General features: G+C 70.3%; 17 protein-coding genes and 2 pseudogenes. 18 read left to right on the top strand and 1 reads right to left on the bottom strand.

Annotation, left to right across the window (positions count from 1 at the left end):
* Position 1: 1 nt before the first annotated feature.
* The 10 genes and pseudogenes from ACFWU9_RS17525 (at position 2) to ACFWU9_RS17480 (ending at position 8,564) form a co-directional block, all read left to right on the top strand.
* Positions 2 to 397 (top strand): hypothetical protein, encoded by a 396-nt coding sequence (locus ACFWU9_RS17525; RefSeq protein ID WP_384319190.1) that lies wholly within the window; start codon positions 2 to 4, stop codon positions 395 to 397.
* Positions 398 to 628: 231 nt separating this feature from the next.
* Positions 629 to 1,018: a hypothetical protein gene (locus ACFWU9_RS17520; protein ID WP_384319188.1), complete on the top strand. Its 390-nt coding sequence runs from the start codon at positions 629 to 631 to the stop codon at positions 1,016 to 1,018.
* Positions 1,015 to 1,869, top strand: coding sequence for a DUF317 domain-containing protein (locus tag ACFWU9_RS17515; protein WP_384319186.1), 855 nt, complete (start codon positions 1,015 to 1,017; stop codon positions 1,867 to 1,869). The genes ACFWU9_RS17520 and ACFWU9_RS17515 overlap by 4 nt, the downstream gene beginning before the upstream one ends.
* 103 nt (positions 1,870 to 1,972) lie before the next feature.
* A complete protein-coding gene (locus tag ACFWU9_RS17510) occupies positions 1,973 to 2,797 on the top strand; it encodes a DUF317 domain-containing protein (protein ID WP_384319184.1) in 825 nt (274 codons plus the stop codon).
* A 203-nt stretch (positions 2,798 to 3,000) separates the two neighbouring features.
* On the top strand, positions 3,001 to 3,822 hold the full coding sequence (locus ACFWU9_RS17505; RefSeq protein ID WP_384319182.1) for a DUF317 domain-containing protein: 822 nt from the start codon (positions 3,001 to 3,003) through the stop codon (positions 3,820 to 3,822).
* Between the two features lie 119 nt (positions 3,823 to 3,941).
* Positions 3,942 to 4,559, top strand: a complete 618-nt coding sequence (locus ACFWU9_RS17500) for a hypothetical protein (protein WP_384319180.1) — start codon at positions 3,942 to 3,944, stop codon at positions 4,557 to 4,559.
* Positions 4,556 to 5,080, top strand: coding sequence for a DUF317 domain-containing protein (locus ACFWU9_RS17495; RefSeq protein ID WP_384319178.1), 525 nt, complete (start codon positions 4,556 to 4,558; stop codon positions 5,078 to 5,080). The genes ACFWU9_RS17500 and ACFWU9_RS17495 overlap by 4 nt, the downstream gene beginning before the upstream one ends.
* A gap of 266 nt (positions 5,081 to 5,346) precedes the next feature.
* Positions 5,347 to 7,130: pseudogene (locus ACFWU9_RS17490) on the top strand (type IV secretory system conjugative DNA transfer family protein).
* Positions 7,127 to 7,684, top strand: coding sequence for an XF1762 family protein (locus ACFWU9_RS17485; RefSeq protein WP_384319176.1), 558 nt, complete (start codon positions 7,127 to 7,129; stop codon positions 7,682 to 7,684). Before ACFWU9_RS17490 ends, ACFWU9_RS17485 begins: the two are co-directional and overlap by 4 nt.
* 67 nt (positions 7,685 to 7,751) lie before the next feature.
* Positions 7,752 to 8,564 carry a hypothetical protein gene (locus ACFWU9_RS17480; RefSeq protein WP_384319174.1) on the top strand — a complete coding sequence of 271 codons (813 nt, stop codon included), beginning with the start codon at positions 7,752 to 7,754 and terminating at the stop codon, positions 8,562 to 8,564.
* A 298-nt stretch (positions 8,565 to 8,862) separates the two neighbouring features.
* On the opposite strand, the gene mihF is transcribed toward ACFWU9_RS17480, so the two are convergent.
* A complete protein-coding gene (gene mihF, locus ACFWU9_RS17475) occupies positions 8,863 to 9,177 on the bottom strand; it encodes an integration host factor, actinobacterial type (RefSeq protein ID WP_381977054.1) in 315 nt (104 codons plus the stop codon).
* 330 nt (positions 9,178 to 9,507) lie between these two features.
* Here mihF and ACFWU9_RS17470 point away from each other — a divergent pair, with 330 nt between their 5' ends.
* From ACFWU9_RS17470 to ACFWU9_RS17435, 8 genes and pseudogenes are all read left to right on the top strand, one after another.
* Complete coding sequence (locus tag ACFWU9_RS17470) at positions 9,508 to 10,359, top strand: hypothetical protein (protein WP_384319172.1); 852 nt, start codon at positions 9,508 to 9,510, stop codon at positions 10,357 to 10,359.
* Positions 10,356 to 10,571, top strand: a complete 216-nt coding sequence (locus ACFWU9_RS17465; protein ID WP_384319171.1) for a hypothetical protein — start codon at positions 10,356 to 10,358, stop codon at positions 10,569 to 10,571. Before ACFWU9_RS17470 ends, ACFWU9_RS17465 begins: the two co-directional genes overlap by 4 nt.
* A gap of 3 nt (positions 10,572 to 10,574) precedes the next feature.
* A pseudogene (locus ACFWU9_RS17460) lies at positions 10,575 to 10,937 on the top strand (DUF317 domain-containing protein); the annotation flags it as partial.
* A 9-nt stretch (positions 10,938 to 10,946) separates the two neighbouring features.
* Positions 10,947 to 11,087 carry a hypothetical protein gene (locus ACFWU9_RS17455; RefSeq protein WP_384319169.1) on the top strand — a complete coding sequence of 47 codons (141 nt, stop codon included), beginning with the start codon at positions 10,947 to 10,949 and terminating at the stop codon, positions 11,085 to 11,087.
* Between the two features lie 1,106 nt (positions 11,088 to 12,193).
* Positions 12,194 to 13,072 (top strand): hypothetical protein, encoded by an 879-nt coding sequence (locus ACFWU9_RS17450; protein WP_384319167.1) that lies wholly within the window; start codon positions 12,194 to 12,196, stop codon positions 13,070 to 13,072.
* Positions 13,069 to 14,331 carry a DNA cytosine methyltransferase gene (locus ACFWU9_RS17445; protein ID WP_384319165.1) on the top strand — a complete coding sequence of 421 codons (1,263 nt, stop codon included), beginning with the start codon at positions 13,069 to 13,071 and terminating at the stop codon, positions 14,329 to 14,331. The genes ACFWU9_RS17450 and ACFWU9_RS17445 overlap by 4 nt, the downstream gene beginning before the upstream one ends.
* Entirely contained in the window at positions 14,331 to 15,452 is a 1,122-nt protein-coding gene (locus ACFWU9_RS17440; protein WP_384319163.1) for a DnaB-like helicase N-terminal domain-containing protein, read from the top strand. The genes ACFWU9_RS17445 and ACFWU9_RS17440 overlap by 1 nt, the downstream gene beginning before the upstream one ends.
* Before the next feature lie 66 nt (positions 15,453 to 15,518).
* Positions 15,519 to 16,670 (top strand): DUF317 domain-containing protein, encoded by a 1,152-nt coding sequence (locus ACFWU9_RS17435; RefSeq protein WP_384319161.1) that lies wholly within the window; start codon positions 15,519 to 15,521, stop codon positions 16,668 to 16,670.
* Positions 16,671 to 16,751: the final 81 nt, after the last annotated feature.

Genomic DNA, 16,751 nt, shown 5'->3' with positions numbered 1-16,751 from the left:
GATGGCAAATCTGGCTGACGAGTACGGCACCGACGTCGAGATCTACGTCAAAGCCCTCACCACCACTATCCACGCCGACACACCCACCGGCGCCCCCGGTCAGTTGCTCGACCTGCTCGACCAACTCGGCCTCAAACGCCGGGAGATCCGCACCGCCGGGCCCGTCTACACGTGGCACGTGGTGCCGGAGGATCTCGCCCCCGGGGAGCAGAAACATCTGGTGAGCCGGGCGATCCCCGCGCTCCTGCAGGCCGGATACGACGTCAACTGCACCCCCGACATCTTCGACGAAGCCGCCTACCAGCAGGCCGTACGCGAGATCCGCGCAGGCAAACCCACCCCCGCCGCGCACCCGGCCCCTCCCACATCGCCCGCGCCGCCCCGGCGCGCCCCGTAAGACCCGCCGAGCCGGGGGCACCGCGTAGGCCGACCCACCGGAGAGACCTGTAACACCCCGTACGCCACCACCGATCAGCCGCCACCTCACGCCCCGCCTCGCGACCGCCAACTTCCGCCCCTACCTGCGGGCCTGCCTTCCCACCGGCCCCCACCGTCTTCCCCCGGCCGGCCGAGGTCTGCGGGCCGCGCTGAATCGGGCACCGGCTGACCACCCCCGACCTGGAGGGCCATGACCGACACCACTTCCTACCCCGTACGACTCGCCGACGACATCACCGGCCTTCTCCACACGCTCAACGAGCACCTCATCCAGGCCACGCCGCGGGAGGCCGCCCAGATCCTGGCGACGGTTCTCGACGGCGAAAACGGGGTCCTTGGCCGGATGACCGGGCTCATGGCCACCGGATCCCACTTCGCCAAAGACCTCTCCACCCGCGGCCTCCTGCCGCCGGAGATACCGCTCGCCCTGGGGCGGGCCGCGAACGAACTCCACGACATCGGCCTGGACCTCGACGAGCACACCGGCACGATCACCGCCCCCGCCGCACCCCCGCCCGCCGCGACCATGACGGTGCCGAAACCGGCGGTCTCGGATCGGCCCGCCGGGCAGCACCGATGACACGGAAGAACAAGCAGCAACAACAGTGGGCGGGCTGGGGGCAGGGCGAGCGGCCCGAGCAGCACTACCTCGTGGCCCCCCGCCATCTCGCGGGCGGCGGAGACCTGCGGCACGTCACCGAGTACCTGCGCGCCTCCGGCTGGAAGGACAGATCCAAGACCGGCGGTCCGCTGGTGTTCGACAGTCCCGACCGCAGTATCCGCGTCGGCTACGACCCCTTCGTCCAGCCCGGCGGGTGGACCATCTCCGCCAAACCCGCACCCGGACAGGACGCCTGGTACGCGACGTTCGGCCCACGCCTTCCCGTGGAGATCGTCGCCGGATTCACCGACGCCCTGACACAGCCCCGGACCGCCCACGCCCCCAACGTGTGGGAACCCCTGCGCGCCCGGGGCTGGACAACCACCAACCACGCGCCGCACGGCCGGGCGTCGAGCCCCGACGGCAGCGCCTTCCTGCAGTTCCACCAGTCCGGCCCGGGCCAGGCGATGTGGTGGGCCCGCGCAGCCACCGAGTACGGCACCGCCTGGCACGCCACCTTCACCCCCACCACCCCGATGCACCTCATCGCCGCGTTCAACACCGCACTCACCCACCCCGATCCGGTCATGCGACCCCGCGGCCACGTACCGCCCAGCCGGCACATCCGCACCCGGTCGGTGTCCGTCCTGCCCTCCCAGCTCAGCGCATGGCAGCAGACCCGCCTCACCGCCGCCCGCGCCACCACCTGGGCCCGCAACACCACCCGCCGCCGCCCCGGCACCACACCCCCCCGGACCACGCCAGACCGCCGCCGGCTCGTACGCGCGACGCTGAACATCCCCAGCTCCCCGACGTATCAAGGACGTTGATGCCCGACCCGCACCGCAACGCACCGACAGAACAGATCTTCCTGAAGGATGACCTGCGTGACGGACCCGAGAAAGCACCCTCGACCCCGACGGGATCTGGCTGGTGCCGGTAACCGAACAGCAGCTCGCCGCCTTCGCCGACACGTACGCCTGGCAGATACCGTTCGACACCGGCCCCCGTCACCTCGCCGGTCCCGGAGACGCGCGCCACGTCACCCACGGCCTGGCCGCCGCCGGGTGGACCCTGATCTCCGACCCGCTGAGTGCTGAGATCACCATGCGCAGCCGCGACCACCGGCACCGAATCCAGTTCGACCCGCAATCCACAACCTCCGCGTGGTGGCGGCTGCGCGCCGAGTACACCGACACCGAGCCCGGCTGGTACGCGGAGTTCGGCGAACTCCTCCCCGCCGAGATTCTCGCCTCTCTCGCCGACGCGCTCGTCACCCCTATGCCCCCGGTCCGGCTGGAGGCGCCGCTCCAGGTGCTGGAATCCGCCGGCTGGGTGATCAGCACACCGGACAGCGGTATCTCGCCGGACGGCATGTGCCACGTGGAACGACAGGCCGGCCAGGACCACGGCGCCGCGCACTGGCACGTCGAGACCCGTCACCCGGGACACGGAACCCCCGTTGGCCCCCGGGTCTGGCACGCGTGGTTCAACAACCACGTGCCCCCGCATCTCGTGAGCGCCTTCGTCACCGCGCTCGCCGACCCGGCCCCGCTCCAGCGGGGCATGTTCGACCGCACAGCGCACTACAGCGTCGTGCAACGGCCGAGCCCGCTCACCCCGCAGCAGACCGTCGACGCGCACATCACCCGTATCAAGTCGCTCCGCACTCAGGCACGCTCCGCCCACCGACGGATGGCGACAACCGCGGCGATACCGGCTCCGACCTCCACCGCCCGTCCGGCCGCTCGCCCCTGACCCCGACAGGACACCTCCGCATCTCCACCGACCACACCCCTGGCCGCGACTCCTCACATCACCTCGACGGACGGCCACGCCTACGGTCTGCGCACAAACCGGCGAGACGCCGACACCCACCCGGCATCCGAGACCGCTCACCGCCCTGGCCGACTTCCCTTCCACTCTGCGGACCCATCCGACTACCGTTCGGCAGCCGCTCAATGACCCACCCGTACATCTCCACCCGGGCCGACGGCCCGGAGCACACCCTCTGGTTCGAGACCCGGCCCCGCCATCTCGCCGGGGGCGGCGATCCCCGGCACATCACCCAGGCACTGCGGGCCGCCGACTGGAAGAACCGTTCCGACCTGGACTACCCCCACGTCGTCCTCGCCAGCCCCGACCACCGGCACACCGTGGTCCTGGAACCCGAGACGAGTGCGTACGGGGCGTGGTGGCGGATCCAGGCCCATGGCTATCGAGACGGCTGGTACGCGACGTTCGGCGGCAACACACCCGTCGAGATTCTCGCCGGCCTCACCGACGCCCTCCTCAAGCCGGTCCCCGAGACGGCGCCGGAGATCTGGCCGACGCTGGCCTGGGCGGGCTGGAGCTACGAACGCGACGAGCACGGCAACGAAACCGCCACCCATCCCGACAACCTTCTGAGCCTGCGCCACGACGTCCTCCCCGATGGGAAGGGCCACTTCTGGAAGGCGGAAGCCACTCTGCCCACCGGTCTCGGCGGACACGAGCGGATCTGGCACACCTACCTCGACCAGCGCATGCCACCGCATCTCTTCGCCGCTTTCGCCCAGGCACTGGCCCTCGACGAACCGGTCCAGCGCCGCCACTCCGACGTCCCGCACTACCACCTCGTCACCCAGGAACGCGGACCACGCGGCGAGCAACTCGCCGCCGCACACGAGGCCCGGCTGAAGACCGTACGCGCCACCGCACGCAAGACCCGCCGGAGCACGCTCGCGGCGCAGAAGCCACCGGGCCCACCCACAACTGCGGCTGTGCCGAGCGGCAGCCCCTGACCACCGGTCACCGCGCGGTGAACTCGCCCCAGCAGGGACCGCCTCGGCCCGACAGGGGGGTGCCCGGCCATCCGTCCGATCCGGCCTCCGCTGCCCAAGATCCTTCTGAGAGCCCTTCCTTGACCACTTCCTCCCCTCCCCCGAGCCTGCCCTCGTACGACGCCCACCAGCTCTACCTGCGGCAACTGGCAACATTTCTGCGGGAAAGCAGGCAGATCCTCGACGCGTGGGACGCCTACTCCGACAAACACTGCGACCCGGAGACGTTCGAGCCTCTCGACGAAGCCGCGTACGGCATCCGTCAGCGGCAGCGTGACACCGACACCCTGAACGCCTTCGGCCGTGTCTACTTCCACACCGACGTACTGGTGGACACCGCCGAACACCAGCTCGCCCGCCTGCCCGCTTCCTCCGCCACGCGGGCCCACGCGTGGCAGATCGGCGAACTCCGCACCAGCACCCAGAAGCTGTACGAGCTGCACCGCCAGTGGCTCGACCTACGCCGCAACCTGCCCACGGACGCCGTGCCCGGCACCGCGGCGTACGACGAGCCGCTCGCCGAAAGCCGCGCTGAAGCCTGGCATCACCTCGACCAGTGGGGCATCTACGGCCAGGCCCTCATCGACATCAACACCGAGGCCCAGAAGCAGGCCCGGCAGCATCGTTCGCCGGAGGCTCCCGTGAAGGCACCGCCGCCTCCGGATGCCGCCCCCACAACACCTCGGGCCCGGCGGTGAGGAGCACGGCCGGAACCGTCGAACAGGCGCTCGCCGCTCCCCGCTACCTGGCCGGTGGCGGTGACCCGGGCTGGGTCACCGTGCCGCTTCACCGGGCGGCGGGCTGGAGCTACGGGCACGACCCGCTGATGCCCCGCGTCATCCTCACCAGCCCCGACCAACTCACCCAGCTGCGCATCGACCCCGGCCCGGACGATCCGTGGTGGACCATCCGACACGCTCGTGACGCCCACCGGCCCGGATGGACGGCCACGTTCGACGCCCGCACCCCAGTCGAGATCATCGCCGCGTTCACCGACGCCCGCACCGATCCGTCGCCCCCGGCCGATACCGGAGCGGACCCGTACGCCCCGCTGCGGGAGCCCAAGCGGGACACCTCGCGGCACCTCTACGGGCTGGCCTCACCCGACGGCATCGCACACGTCGAGGACGAGGGCGACCAGTGGCTCATCGAGACTGCGGTAACCCAGCAACCGACGACCTGGCGCGCCTACTTCACCCCGGCACACCGACCCACCTGATCACCGCCGCGACACGATCCCTCGCCGACCGAGCCCCTGTCGCCCGCGACCCGAGCCGGATCCCCGGCTTCGCGCGTGACCGCATGAGCGTGAACACCCGTCGTGTTCCCGCTGCGGGCATCGCCTTGGCCCTCGAAGAACGCGTCCACTCCCTCGCGGCTCGCCTCGCCGGCCCACCGGCGAGTCCGAGCATCCCGCACCGGCCGCCGGCCACCCCCGGCCACACCCGCTGACTCCTCCGCCCCCACCCGGAAGGACACCGCCCTTTGCCCCCTTCCCCCAATACCTCCAGCGACGGCTACGACCTGGCCTTCCGTCTCCTCCTCGGAGTCCTCGCCATAGCTGTGCCCCTGTCCAACCTGGCCTGGCTGGGCGGCAACCTCACCGCCCGGCTGGCCGGCGGCGACTGGGCGCCGTACCAGCCCACCACCGCCCTGCTCCACCCCGACCAACTCTGGCCGGAGATCAGCGGCACCGCTCTCCTGCTCGGCACACGGATCGTGCCGGTCGTGGTGCTGCTCACCCTCGGCGCTCTGGCCGGTGTCCTGTGGTCCCGGCACAAGAGCGGCGGCGGCCGGAAGAAGATCACCGGTATGGCCAAGGCCCGGGACATCCAGCCCCTGATGGCGAAAGCCATCACCGCCAAGGCGCGTTCGCTGCGGCCGAGTCTCAAGGACGCCAAGCGCATCGTCGCGGCCGATGCCGGTGTTCTCCTCGGCAACCTCCAGGGCACCCGGCACGAAGTGCGCATGGGCTACGAGGACGTCGCCGTCGCGATCATGGCGCCGCGCTCCGGGAAGACCACCTCTCTGGCGGTCCCCTCCATCCTCGCCGCTCCCGGCCCGGTGCTGCTCACCTCCAACAAGGCCGGCGGCGACGCCTACACCGCCACCCTCGACGCCCGTACGAAGGTGGGCCGGACGTGGTCGATGGACCCGCAGCAGATCGCGCACGCCGACCGGACCATGTGGTGGAACCCCCTCGCCAGCGCGACCACGCTGGACGGTGCGAACCGGCTGGCCGAGCACTTCCTCGCCGCCTCCGTGGACGCCTCCCAACAGGGGGACTTCTGGTCCAAGGCCGGATCCAACATCCTCAGCCAGCTCCTGCTCGCCGCCGCACTGGACGAGCGTCCCATCACCGACCTCATGAACTGGCTCGCGTTCCCCGCCGACCGCACCCCGCTCGACATCCTGCGCGACCACGATCTGCGGGCCGTCGCCGCCCAGCTGAAAGGCACCGTCGAAGGCCCGCCCGAAACCCGCGACGGCATCTACGAGACCGCCCGCCAGTACGCCGCCGCCCTCCTCAACTCCGAGATCGCCGCCTGGGTCACCCCGCAGCAAGATGTTCCCGAGTTCCGGCCGGCCGACTTCGTCACCTCCACCGACACCCTCTACCTGCTGTCGAAGGACGGCGGCGGCGGAGCCTCCGCGCTGATCGCCGCGTGCGCCGACTCCGTGATGCGGGCCGCGACCGCCCAGGCCGAGCGCGCCGGCGGGCGCCTCGACCCGCCGCTCCTCGCGATCCTCGACGAGGCCGCGAACGTGTGCAAGATCAGCGACCTGCCCGACCTGTACTCCCACCTGGGCTCGCGCGGAATCATCCCGATCACGATCCTTCAGTCCTACCGCCAGGGCCAGAAAGTCTGGGGAGACGCGGGCATGGACGCCATGTGGTCCGCCTCCACGATCAAGGTCATCGGCTCCGGCATCGACGACCCCGACTTCGCCGACAAGCTGTCCCGCCTCATCGGCGACCACGACGTCCAGACGACGTCGACCTCGCACTCCGATTCCGGCAAGTCCACGTCGGTGTCGATGCGACAGGAGAGGATCCTGCCCGCCGACGCGATCCGCGCCCTGCCCAAGGGCACCGCTCTGTGCTTCGCGACCGGCATGCGCGTCGCGATGCTCGACCTCCGGCCGTGGTACGAGGAACCCGACGCGGAGGAATTGACCGCAGCTTCGGCCCGTGCGTCGAAGGCCATCACCACCCGCGCCGTCGACAACACGCACCGACCCGGCCCGACCTCGGGAAGACAGCGTGAGTGATTCCCTTCTGCACTTGGTGCCGGTCCGCTCCCGGGAGGCGAAGGACTTCGTGCGCGCCTGGCACCGTCACCATCCGCCGCCGGCGGGGCAGATCTTCGCCGTCGGCGCCGCCGACGAGACCGGTACGCTGCACGCCGTCGCCATCGTCGGCCGGCCAGTGGCCCGCCACCTCGATGACGGCGCGACCCTCGAAGTCACCCGAACCGCCAGCGACGGCACCCGCAACGCCAACTCCTTGTTGTACGGGGCGTCCTGGCGGGCGACGAAGGCCCTCGGATACCGGCGCCTGATCACGTACACGCAACAGGGTGAGAGCGGCGCGTCCTTGCGCGGCGCGGGCTGGTACTTGATCGCCAGCCGCCCACCCCGGGCCGGATGGCACACCCCTTTCCCCCCGCGCGGGCCACGGCAACGACCACACGGCCCGATTCCTGTGGGAAGCCCCCCTGAACCAGGACCCTGGAACTTCGAGCCAGCTGACCCGGAACCAATCATGGGCCGCTGTGAAGCGGTGACCCCCGTCATGGCCGACACCGGCACCGTCACGTGAACAGACCGCCCCTGCCTCCGGGGCCGCCGACCGCCTTCCACGCCGCCACCAGAAAGATCCCCCGACCTTGCCCGACACCCGCTCCGAAGACCTGATCCGGCAACTGCGTTCGCTGGCCGAGGAGTTCGCTGATGATCATCACCTCACCCTCTGCACCGGTCTCCTCGACGACACAGACATTCTGATGCCGCTCATCGCCCGGGTCCGTACCACGCAGAGCCTCACCAACAAGGCGATCACTCTCGCCCTGGCCACCGGCGACGCCGCCATCGGGTCAACCGCCGCGGGGCGCGGCGCCATTGAGCATCTGACCGGCGCCGCGTGTCAGGGCAACGACGCCGGCGGGCATCTGCTCGCGGCCATTCCCGCGGCGACCGCGCTCCACCACACACCGCGCAGCGCGCCGCGGCCACCCCGGACACCGCGTACATCGGCCAACCACCTCGCGCTGCGGCGGCACTTCAGCGCCGCCACCGCCCTCCTGCGGGACACGCCCGTCATGTGTCTCGACGCCGCCGCGCTCGTCACCGCCACCCTCACCACCTCGGCTCCCGACTCCGGGATCGTGCTGCCGCGACTGACGGACCCGCAACGGGCCGCTTTCCGACTGATCTCCCAGCGTGCCGTCCGCATCCGCCAGCGTGAAGGCCAACCGCCGTTCCTCGCCACGAGCGTTCCCGCACCGATCATCACCGCCACCGTCGCCGCACTGGAACGCAAAGGACTCGTCACCCGCGACACCCGCACCGGCCCCGAGGACGGCCAGGAACTCCTCCTCACCCCCGCCGGACAACGCGCCCTGCCCGCAATCGTGCTGAGAACCACCGCTCCCAGCCGCACAACTCCCGCATCAGCACCGCCACGGCGGCGGACCCGCTGACCTCGCGTGGGCGCGCTGAAGCCCCGCACGCCTGCTGCGAGCACCGGGATGGATAGCTCAACGTGCGGGGACGACGGACAACTACCGGGATAAAGGGGGCGGATGGCCCGGCAGGAATCTGTCGCATCTCTACCAACGACGCCGGCAACCGAAAGAAACGAGGCAATCGGCGCTATCCGCTGTAGACCCGGGACCATCTCGACCAGCCCAGCCGGAGAGGCTGGCCTGCGCCTTCACCTGGCCGACCGGACCAGCCAGTTCACCCAGTGCGTGTAAGCCCCAGAACGCCCGGGTCCGGTCAGTCCGTGGTCCTGAACAGCGTGAGAAGCCGGGCACGTTGCTTGGCGCCGAGGCCCTGGACGCGACGCTTCTCGGAGATCTCCAGATCGGTGAGCAGCTGGCCGGCGCGGATGGTGCCGATGCCGGGGAGTGATTCAAGGAGCCGGCGCACCCGGAGCTTGCCGACCACGTCGTCCTCACGGGCGAGCAGGGCCGGGAGGGTCAGGGCTCCTGATTTGAGAGCGGCCATCAGATCTGCGCGTTCCCGGCGGACGGCCAATGCCTTCTCCAGCGCCGCGGCCCTCTGCGACAGGGTCAGTGGGGGCAGTGCCATGGGTATCGCCATCCCTTGCTCTACGACTGAGGCGTCACCATCCTCCCACTACAGGACCAACCACCCACAACGGTCGCGTCAATTGTGGGGATTGACATGTATTGGGGGCAGTCGCCCCGCCATTCGCTCACGAAGTGGCATCGCACCGGCGTCCGGGCCATGGCCCCTCACGTCGATCCCGGCCGCGTCCAGGACGGTGTCGTTCAGGGCGTAGTCGAACTACCGGTACCGCCCCAACCTAGCTGGCGCCGCTGCCGCACCAGCCCGTATCCACCCCGCAGGCAGCCCCCTGAAACCCAAGCCCCCTTTCCCCGGAGCCGCACCCGCCCCATGTCCCCCCTCAACCTCACAGAGCAAGCGCAGGAACTCCGCAATCTGGCCCACGAATTCGAAGCCCTGCACGACCGCGTGCGGGGGGTCTCCTACACCCCCGGCACCGACGCACTGCGCCAGATCGGCCTGCTCCTGCTCACGACGCAGGACCTGACCGCCACGCTCCTCGTCCGCCTGGGCGCCCTCGCCAACAGCCCCTACACCCGTACCCCCGGCAGCCACGCCAGCCTGGAATGCCTGTCCTCACTCGTACTCGCCTCCACCCTCGCCGGCAACGACCTCGCCCGCGCCCTGCACGCCAACCCCCTCGAAGGCGCGCCCTTCCCCGGCTATCGGGCAGAGAACGCCTCGGATCGTGTGGCCCGCCACGCCACGGCCATACCGCGCATGAACGGCCACCTGAACGACGAAGCCCACCAGCTCGACCTGAGCGCCACCGGCTGCCACTATGTCGCCACCGGCATCACCAGCGACCTCGCCGACACACACGACCAGGCGAAGTCCGAGCGGCAGACTGCCGCTCCCGCGCTCAGCCCCGCCCAGTACGACGCCCTCAAGGCTCTGAGCGCCGGAGAAGGAAAGCTGTACGAAAGTCCGCGCCGGGGGCTGGGGGTAACCCGCGTCATCACCCACGACGGAAACCGCGTCTCCATCGCCACCTTCCGGGCCCTGGTCAAAGGCAGGTTCGTCACCGCCGACACCAGCACGTCGCTGTGGCACGGACAGAAGATCACCGTCACCGGCGATGGGCAGCGGGCTCTGGCACAACACCGCCCCGCAGCCGCGCCTGCGGCTGTCGCAGCTCCCGTCTCGACGGCACCGTCCCTCGCTCAGAAGGCACGGCGTTGAACCGCTTCGCGCCCGAGGACCGGGTACTCGTCTCGCCGCGTCATCTGGCGGGAGCCGGCCCCGACCAGCTCGCCGACGCGCTCGGCCCGCTGATCCACCTCTTCCGCTGGCCCACGCAGCACGACGCCACGACCGGACACATCGCCGTCAACAGCCCCGACCACAGTCTTCGTATCGACTTCGAACCCGGCCGGTACGACGGCATCTGGTAGACCATCGCCCACCACGAGCCCTACTGGGAGGCGGAGTTCACCCGGCAGACCCCCATCGAAGCCATCGCCGCCGTCACCCAGGCCCTGCCCCAACTGCTCGGCGACCGCCGCCACACCGAGCGGATCCCGCTCACCGCTCTCGCCCTCACCGAGATCGCCCACCTGAACCACTCGGCGGCCGGAGAGGAGAACGGCACGCTCACCTCACCCGACCGGCACTGCCTCCTGCGGCACACCCCCGGCGACGAGAGGCCGTGGCGGTTCCAGCACCACGTCCACAACGGCTTCGACACCCACTGGCACGCCTCCTTCACACGGGACACCCCCGAACGGCTCGTCGCCCAGCTCTTCGCCCACCTGTCGACGACCGCACCGGTGGAGCGCGCCTTCCGCGACGTCCCCCACCTCGTGCAGGGCCTGGACGACGCGCTGATCACGCCCGTCCGCGGAGCCGCCGTGAACCCGCATGTCCACCACGCCGGCGCCCAGATCGACCGCGCCGTACGGCCGCGCTGACACCGCCGCACTCACGACCACCCGGCCGGCCTTCCGGCCGTGACCGACGCGCGCCCAATGACACGTTGACCAGATCTGCCTGGAGTCCACCACGTCTTCCGATACCCCGACCGCGCACGACCTCGCCCGCGCCCTCGCCGCCCACCTCCACCCCGACGCCGCCCCGCGCGACGTGACCGTCAGCTTCAGCGCCCGGACCCAGGCACCCATCGAATTCCGCCACCGCGGGCGCGGCGGCCCCGTCACCGGCGTCGCCCAGGAACTGCACGCCCACCTATTCGGCCTCCCCGAGGACGAAGCACCACTCCCCACCGCCCCTCGACGCACTCCTGCAAGCCACCCACACCGCGACCAGTCCCGAGCAGCGGACCGCGATCCTGCACCAGCTCGCCGACCAACTGCGCAACGCCACCGAGATCATCCAGCGCCACCAGTACGAGGCCCAGTGGGACCGGCTCCCCGACGACGTCGCCGCACAACTCTGCCACGCCCACGACCAAACCCGGCAAGTAGCCGAGACCCTCGACCGCGTCGCACCCGCCTTCAACAGCCCACCCACCACGGACACCACACCCGGCCCAAGGCCCCCATGCGAACCACACAATGGGGCTGTCGCTCCAACGACCGTCCCTGTGCCACCGGCCGTACGGCGTCGCTGACCTCCGCCGCTAACGCGCCGACGGCTGAACCCTCCTCACCGTCGCACTGGTCCCGACCACGGCACGCCGAACCGTCGCCCGGCGGCACCCGTGCTCCACCACCGGACATGCGAAAGCCCCGCACGCAAGCCCCAAGGAGGGGAAGCCCAGCGTGCGGGGCCGACAGACAGCCCGCCGGGGCCAAGGCCCGAAACACCCCGGCATACATCTGCCACAGGGACCAACGAGCCCACACCCGAACAGTCACCGATCCCCCCCCACCACAGGGACTCCCGTGACCGGGATGGCCTGCCTCCGTGGCTCTATCCACCTGTTCCCGCCGGACCCCCGCACCGGACAAATCCGGTGGCCACGCGATCACGACATCACCCGCCGCAAGGACGCACCATTTCCCCTGCTCCCGAATTCAGATCCATCTCGCTCGGCGCCGGAATCCAATCCAGCGCTATGCTCGCCCTTTCCGCCGAAGGGACACTCCCAAAGGTCGACTACGCAATATTTGCCGACACCGGATGGGAACCGAAAGCCGTCTACGATCACCTCGACCGCCTGGAACAGGAAATAGCCGGGCCGGCAGGCATACCAATCTTCCGCGTCTCCTCCGGCAACATCCGTGCCGACGCACTCGACCCTGGTCACCGGTTCGCCTCCATGCCGCTTCACATCCTGAACAAGGACGGCAGGGCCGGGATGACCCGACGGCAATGCACCGGTGAATACAAAATAAAACCGATCAAGAAGAAGGTGCGCGAACTCCTCGGCTACCCCTATCCGGCCCGTATCCCCAAGGGCGTGTTCGTCGAGCAGTGGGTCGGCATATCCACCGACGAATTCCACCGCGCCAAGGATGCCGACGTGAAATACATGCGCAACCGGCACCCGCTCATCACCGATATGAACTGGTCCCGGTCCGACTGTATTCGCTACCTCACATCCCGGGGGCTGGCCGACACACCCAAGTCGAGCTGCCTCGGGTGCCCGTTCCACGGCAACGCCCAGTGGCGGCACATCCGTGACACGAGCCCCGAAGAGTGGCAGGACGTGGTGGAGTTCGACGCCGCGATCCGACAGGGAAACGCCCGCGCCACCGCCTCCGGCAACCAGCTGCTCGGCCAGGCGTTCCTCCACCGCTCCCGCGTCCCGCTCTCCGACGCGCCGATCGACCACGTCACGGCCGCCGAATGGGCCGCCCTCCAGCGCGAACTCGGCGACGGTGAAACATCCGACACGGACGAGGCGGAGCACGGAGTGGCCGACGGCTGCTCGCCGTGGGCCTGCAGAGGTGAAGTCGAGCCGGTGCAGGGTGACTTCGGGCTGGCTTCTTGATCCTGGACCTCTTCGCGGGTCCCGGCGGCTGGAGCCATGCCCTGACCGTCCTCGGCGTACGGGACATCGGACTGGAATGGGACCAGTGGGCATGCAGAACGCGTTCCGCGGCCGGGCAGTTGACGATCCGCACCGACGTCGCGATGTACCCCACCTGGCCATGGGTCGGCCGGACGTACGGGCTGATCGCCTCTCCGCCGTGCCAGGCATGGTCGATGGCGGGCAAACGCCTCGGACTGCTCGACCAGCCGCTCGTCCACCAGGCGGTGACCGACCTCGCCGCCGGCCGTGACAGCCGTGAACGGCTTCTCGCCTCCTGCCAGGACACACGGTCCCTGCTCGCGGCCGAGCCGATGCGCTACCTCCACGCCCTGAACACCGTGGGCGAGCCGGACTGGGTCGCCATGGAGGAAGTACCGGATGTCCTGCCCCTGTGGAAGCAGTACGCCGCGATCCTGCGCCGGTGGGGATTCTCCGTGTGGACGGGGATCCTGAACGCCGCCGACTACGGGGTACCGCAGACGAGACGGCGGGCGATCCTGATCGCGTCGCGCGTACGGACGGCCGAGCCTCCCGCGCCGACACACGCCCAAGCCGCCGAGCCCGACACATTGTTCGGACCCGGCCGCGAGCAGTGGGTGTCGATGGCCGCCGCGCTCGGCTGGGGAGCCACCGACCGCCCCGTGCCCACCGTCTGCGCCGGCGGCGGACCCGGTGGCGGCCCCGAACCGTTCCCCTCCGGATCACGCAAGACCCTCACCGACGCCCGCGACCGCGGCAGCTGGACACCACGGGCGACCGGGAGTCTGCCGCCGCCTCAACGGGAAGACACTGGTCGGCCCGCACCGCCCAGCGCACGGGACGGCCGTCCCGTCGAGGAAGCAGTGGCGGTCGGCGCGCCCCGCTGGTCGTGGTCTCTGCGCAGCAACAACCAGGCCAACGCGACCATCCGGTCGCTCTCCGAGCCGGCGGGGACGCTGTTCTTCGGACACCGCGCCAACGAATGCGTCTGGATGCCCGAGCCCACGGAACCCCGTCGGGCAGACGGCGGGCAGCTGGTGATGCCGGAGTCGATCCGGATCACCGCCCAGGAAGCCGGACTCCTGCAGACCTTCCCCGCCGACTACCCCTGGGCCGGCAACAAGGGCCAACGGTTCTCGCAGATCGGCAACGCCGTTCCCCCGCTGCTCGCGGCCCACCTCCTCGCCCCCCACCTCGAACTACCCCTCGACCCCGACGACTTCACCCTCGCCGCCTGATGCCCCCAACTCCTGACCCCATCGAGGACGACCTCGACTCGCTCCCACCTCCACCGCCGGTGTTCCACGTCGAGCAGGCCCTCCTCGGCGCCCTCCTCCTCGAACCCCACCGTGCCGCTAGCCTGACCGGCATCCCCGCCGAGGCGTTCTCCACCGCCGGACACGCCGCGCTGTTGACCGCTATCCGCTCGCTGCCGGCCCCCGAACCGGCCCAGCACAGCAGGAACACGGCCTGGCTCAACCAGGTGCTCGCCGCAGCCGGGGAGCAGACGCGCGGGCTGACCACCACCTACCTGCATCACCTGATCCAGTGCTGCCCCGAGCCCCAACATGCGCCCGCCTACGCGCGGATCATCGAAGAGGAGCACTCCCGGCGACTGCTGCGCGCCGCCGCGCACCGCCTCATCCAGACCACCCTCGACACTTCGCTCCCCCACCGCGTGGCCACCACCCTCGCCGAAGCCGGCGCCCTCACCACCGTGGTCGACGACATCGCGACCCGGTTCCCAACCCGCTCCGGCTCTCTGTCCCGCACCCCCGCCAGCACGCCGGTCACCGCGCACGACGAGGAGGCGGGCGAGGAAGAGCGGCTGCTGCTCGCGACCGCCACCGCCCGACCCGGCAGTGTCGAACGGATGCGGTGGCTCATCCCCGGCGACTTCACCGACCCCCTGCACGCGGGGCTGTGGCAGTGCCTGATCACCCTGACCCGGCGCGGAACCCCCATCGATCCGGTCACCGTCCTGTGGGGAGCGCAGCACCGCGGCCTTGTCGCCACCGGGACCGCCGAGCCGAGAGAACTGCTGGGTTTCCTCTCCGAGGCTGACGGATGCCCCCCGGAGTACTGGGGCGAGCAGATTCTCCTGCGCTCCCTCCTCACCACCGCCCATCGCTCGGGCCGGCGTATCGAGAAGCTCACCGGCGACCCGGCCACCACCACGTACCAGCTGGTTGTCGGCGCCCGCCGCGCCCTCGCCGACCTGTCCGCCGTGCGGGTGCGCTGGCAGCACGCCACCACACCCCCACCGGCCAACGCCCGCGTAAGCAACCGGATCTCGGCCCCGCCCCGCGCCGGCCCGCTGCCGACCACGGCACCGCCCGCCGTACGCATCCCCCGCTGACCCCTTCAAGCCACGGGTGGCCGGGCCACGTTGGTCCGGCCACGAGTTAGAAGAGACACCACCTTCGTGAGCACACCGTCCGTCGATGCGCGCGTCCGCCTCGACACCCACCCCGCGCACCCCAGCGCCGTGACCGCCACCCTCACCGGAACCCAGGCCCACATCGCCCACGTGGGTCTGGAAGCTGCTGGCTGGCACGTCGCGGCCACGAACATGCTGGTCCTAGCCCGTATCGACCACGAGGAGCCCTACTGGGCCGAGAAAGCGGCCCGGCAGCTGAGAGCCGACGGCATCACCGTCGAGATCACACCCGAACTACGGGAAGCGATCGACGAGGAATGGACCTGGGCCAACTACCCCATGCCCTGGTGCAGTCGCGCAGAAATCCGCGAGGTCTCCGACGCAGCCCAGAAGATCCACGACGACATCCGCCACGGGCGCCTCCTCATCCACGCCCACGCCCAGGACGCCCACACCACCGTCGCGGTCGGGACCTACCTCGACACCGGCAAGAGCGTCTACCTCCACGGCGAGAACCACCTGCGGCAGATCGCGAACTCCTTCGACTCCCCCGCACGCGCCCTGACCGCCTTCGAGGACATGCACGCCGACACCATGCGCCCCGGCCCCGCCCGGATGACCGACACCGAACGCGACACCGCCGACGCCCGGACCTCACCCGGCACACCGACCACGGCGCCCGAACCTCCCAGCACGGGAGCAGACACCGCCACCGCCAACACCCCCACCGACATGATCGAAACGCTCCTCACAAGCCTCGACACCGACACCGCATGGACCGAACGGACCAGCGCACCCCTCACCGAACGCACGCTGAACACGGTCACCGGTCCGCTGACCGAATTCGGCTGGACCCAGACCATCAACGGGCACCACATCAACTGGCCCGCCCCCAACGGCGCAACCGGCCTCCGCCTTGACGTCGCCGCCGCCGTCGGCGCCACCACCGCCCACTCCGAACCCGCCTGGACCCTCTGGGGCGGTAAAAGTGCCGAACAGCCAGCCTGGACCATCGAGTTCTCCCCACACACCCCGGCCGCCGTCCTCCAGGACCTCACCTACAACCTCGCCCTCACCCATTCTGCGAGGACAGCCCACCCGCAGAAGGTGCCAGGCCACGGACACAAAGGCGCCCGCTCCACGGCGCCCGCCACACCAACTCCACCAGTGCCAGGCCGAGCGGCTCGCAGCAGGTAAAACCGGACCGCTGGGAAGAGGCCGCAGCACGGAACTCCGCACCGCACAAGGAGCCCGGCCACCCACCCAGCACCAATCTCA

Origin of the sequence: Streptomyces sp. NPDC058653 (assembly GCF_042716895.1) — a bacterium.
In the GTDB taxonomy this organism is placed as follows: domain Bacteria; phylum Actinomycetota; class Actinomycetes; order Streptomycetales; family Streptomycetaceae; genus Streptomyces.
Note: the sequence above shows the minus strand (reverse complement) of the source record. Positions and strands in the feature narration are given on the sequence as shown.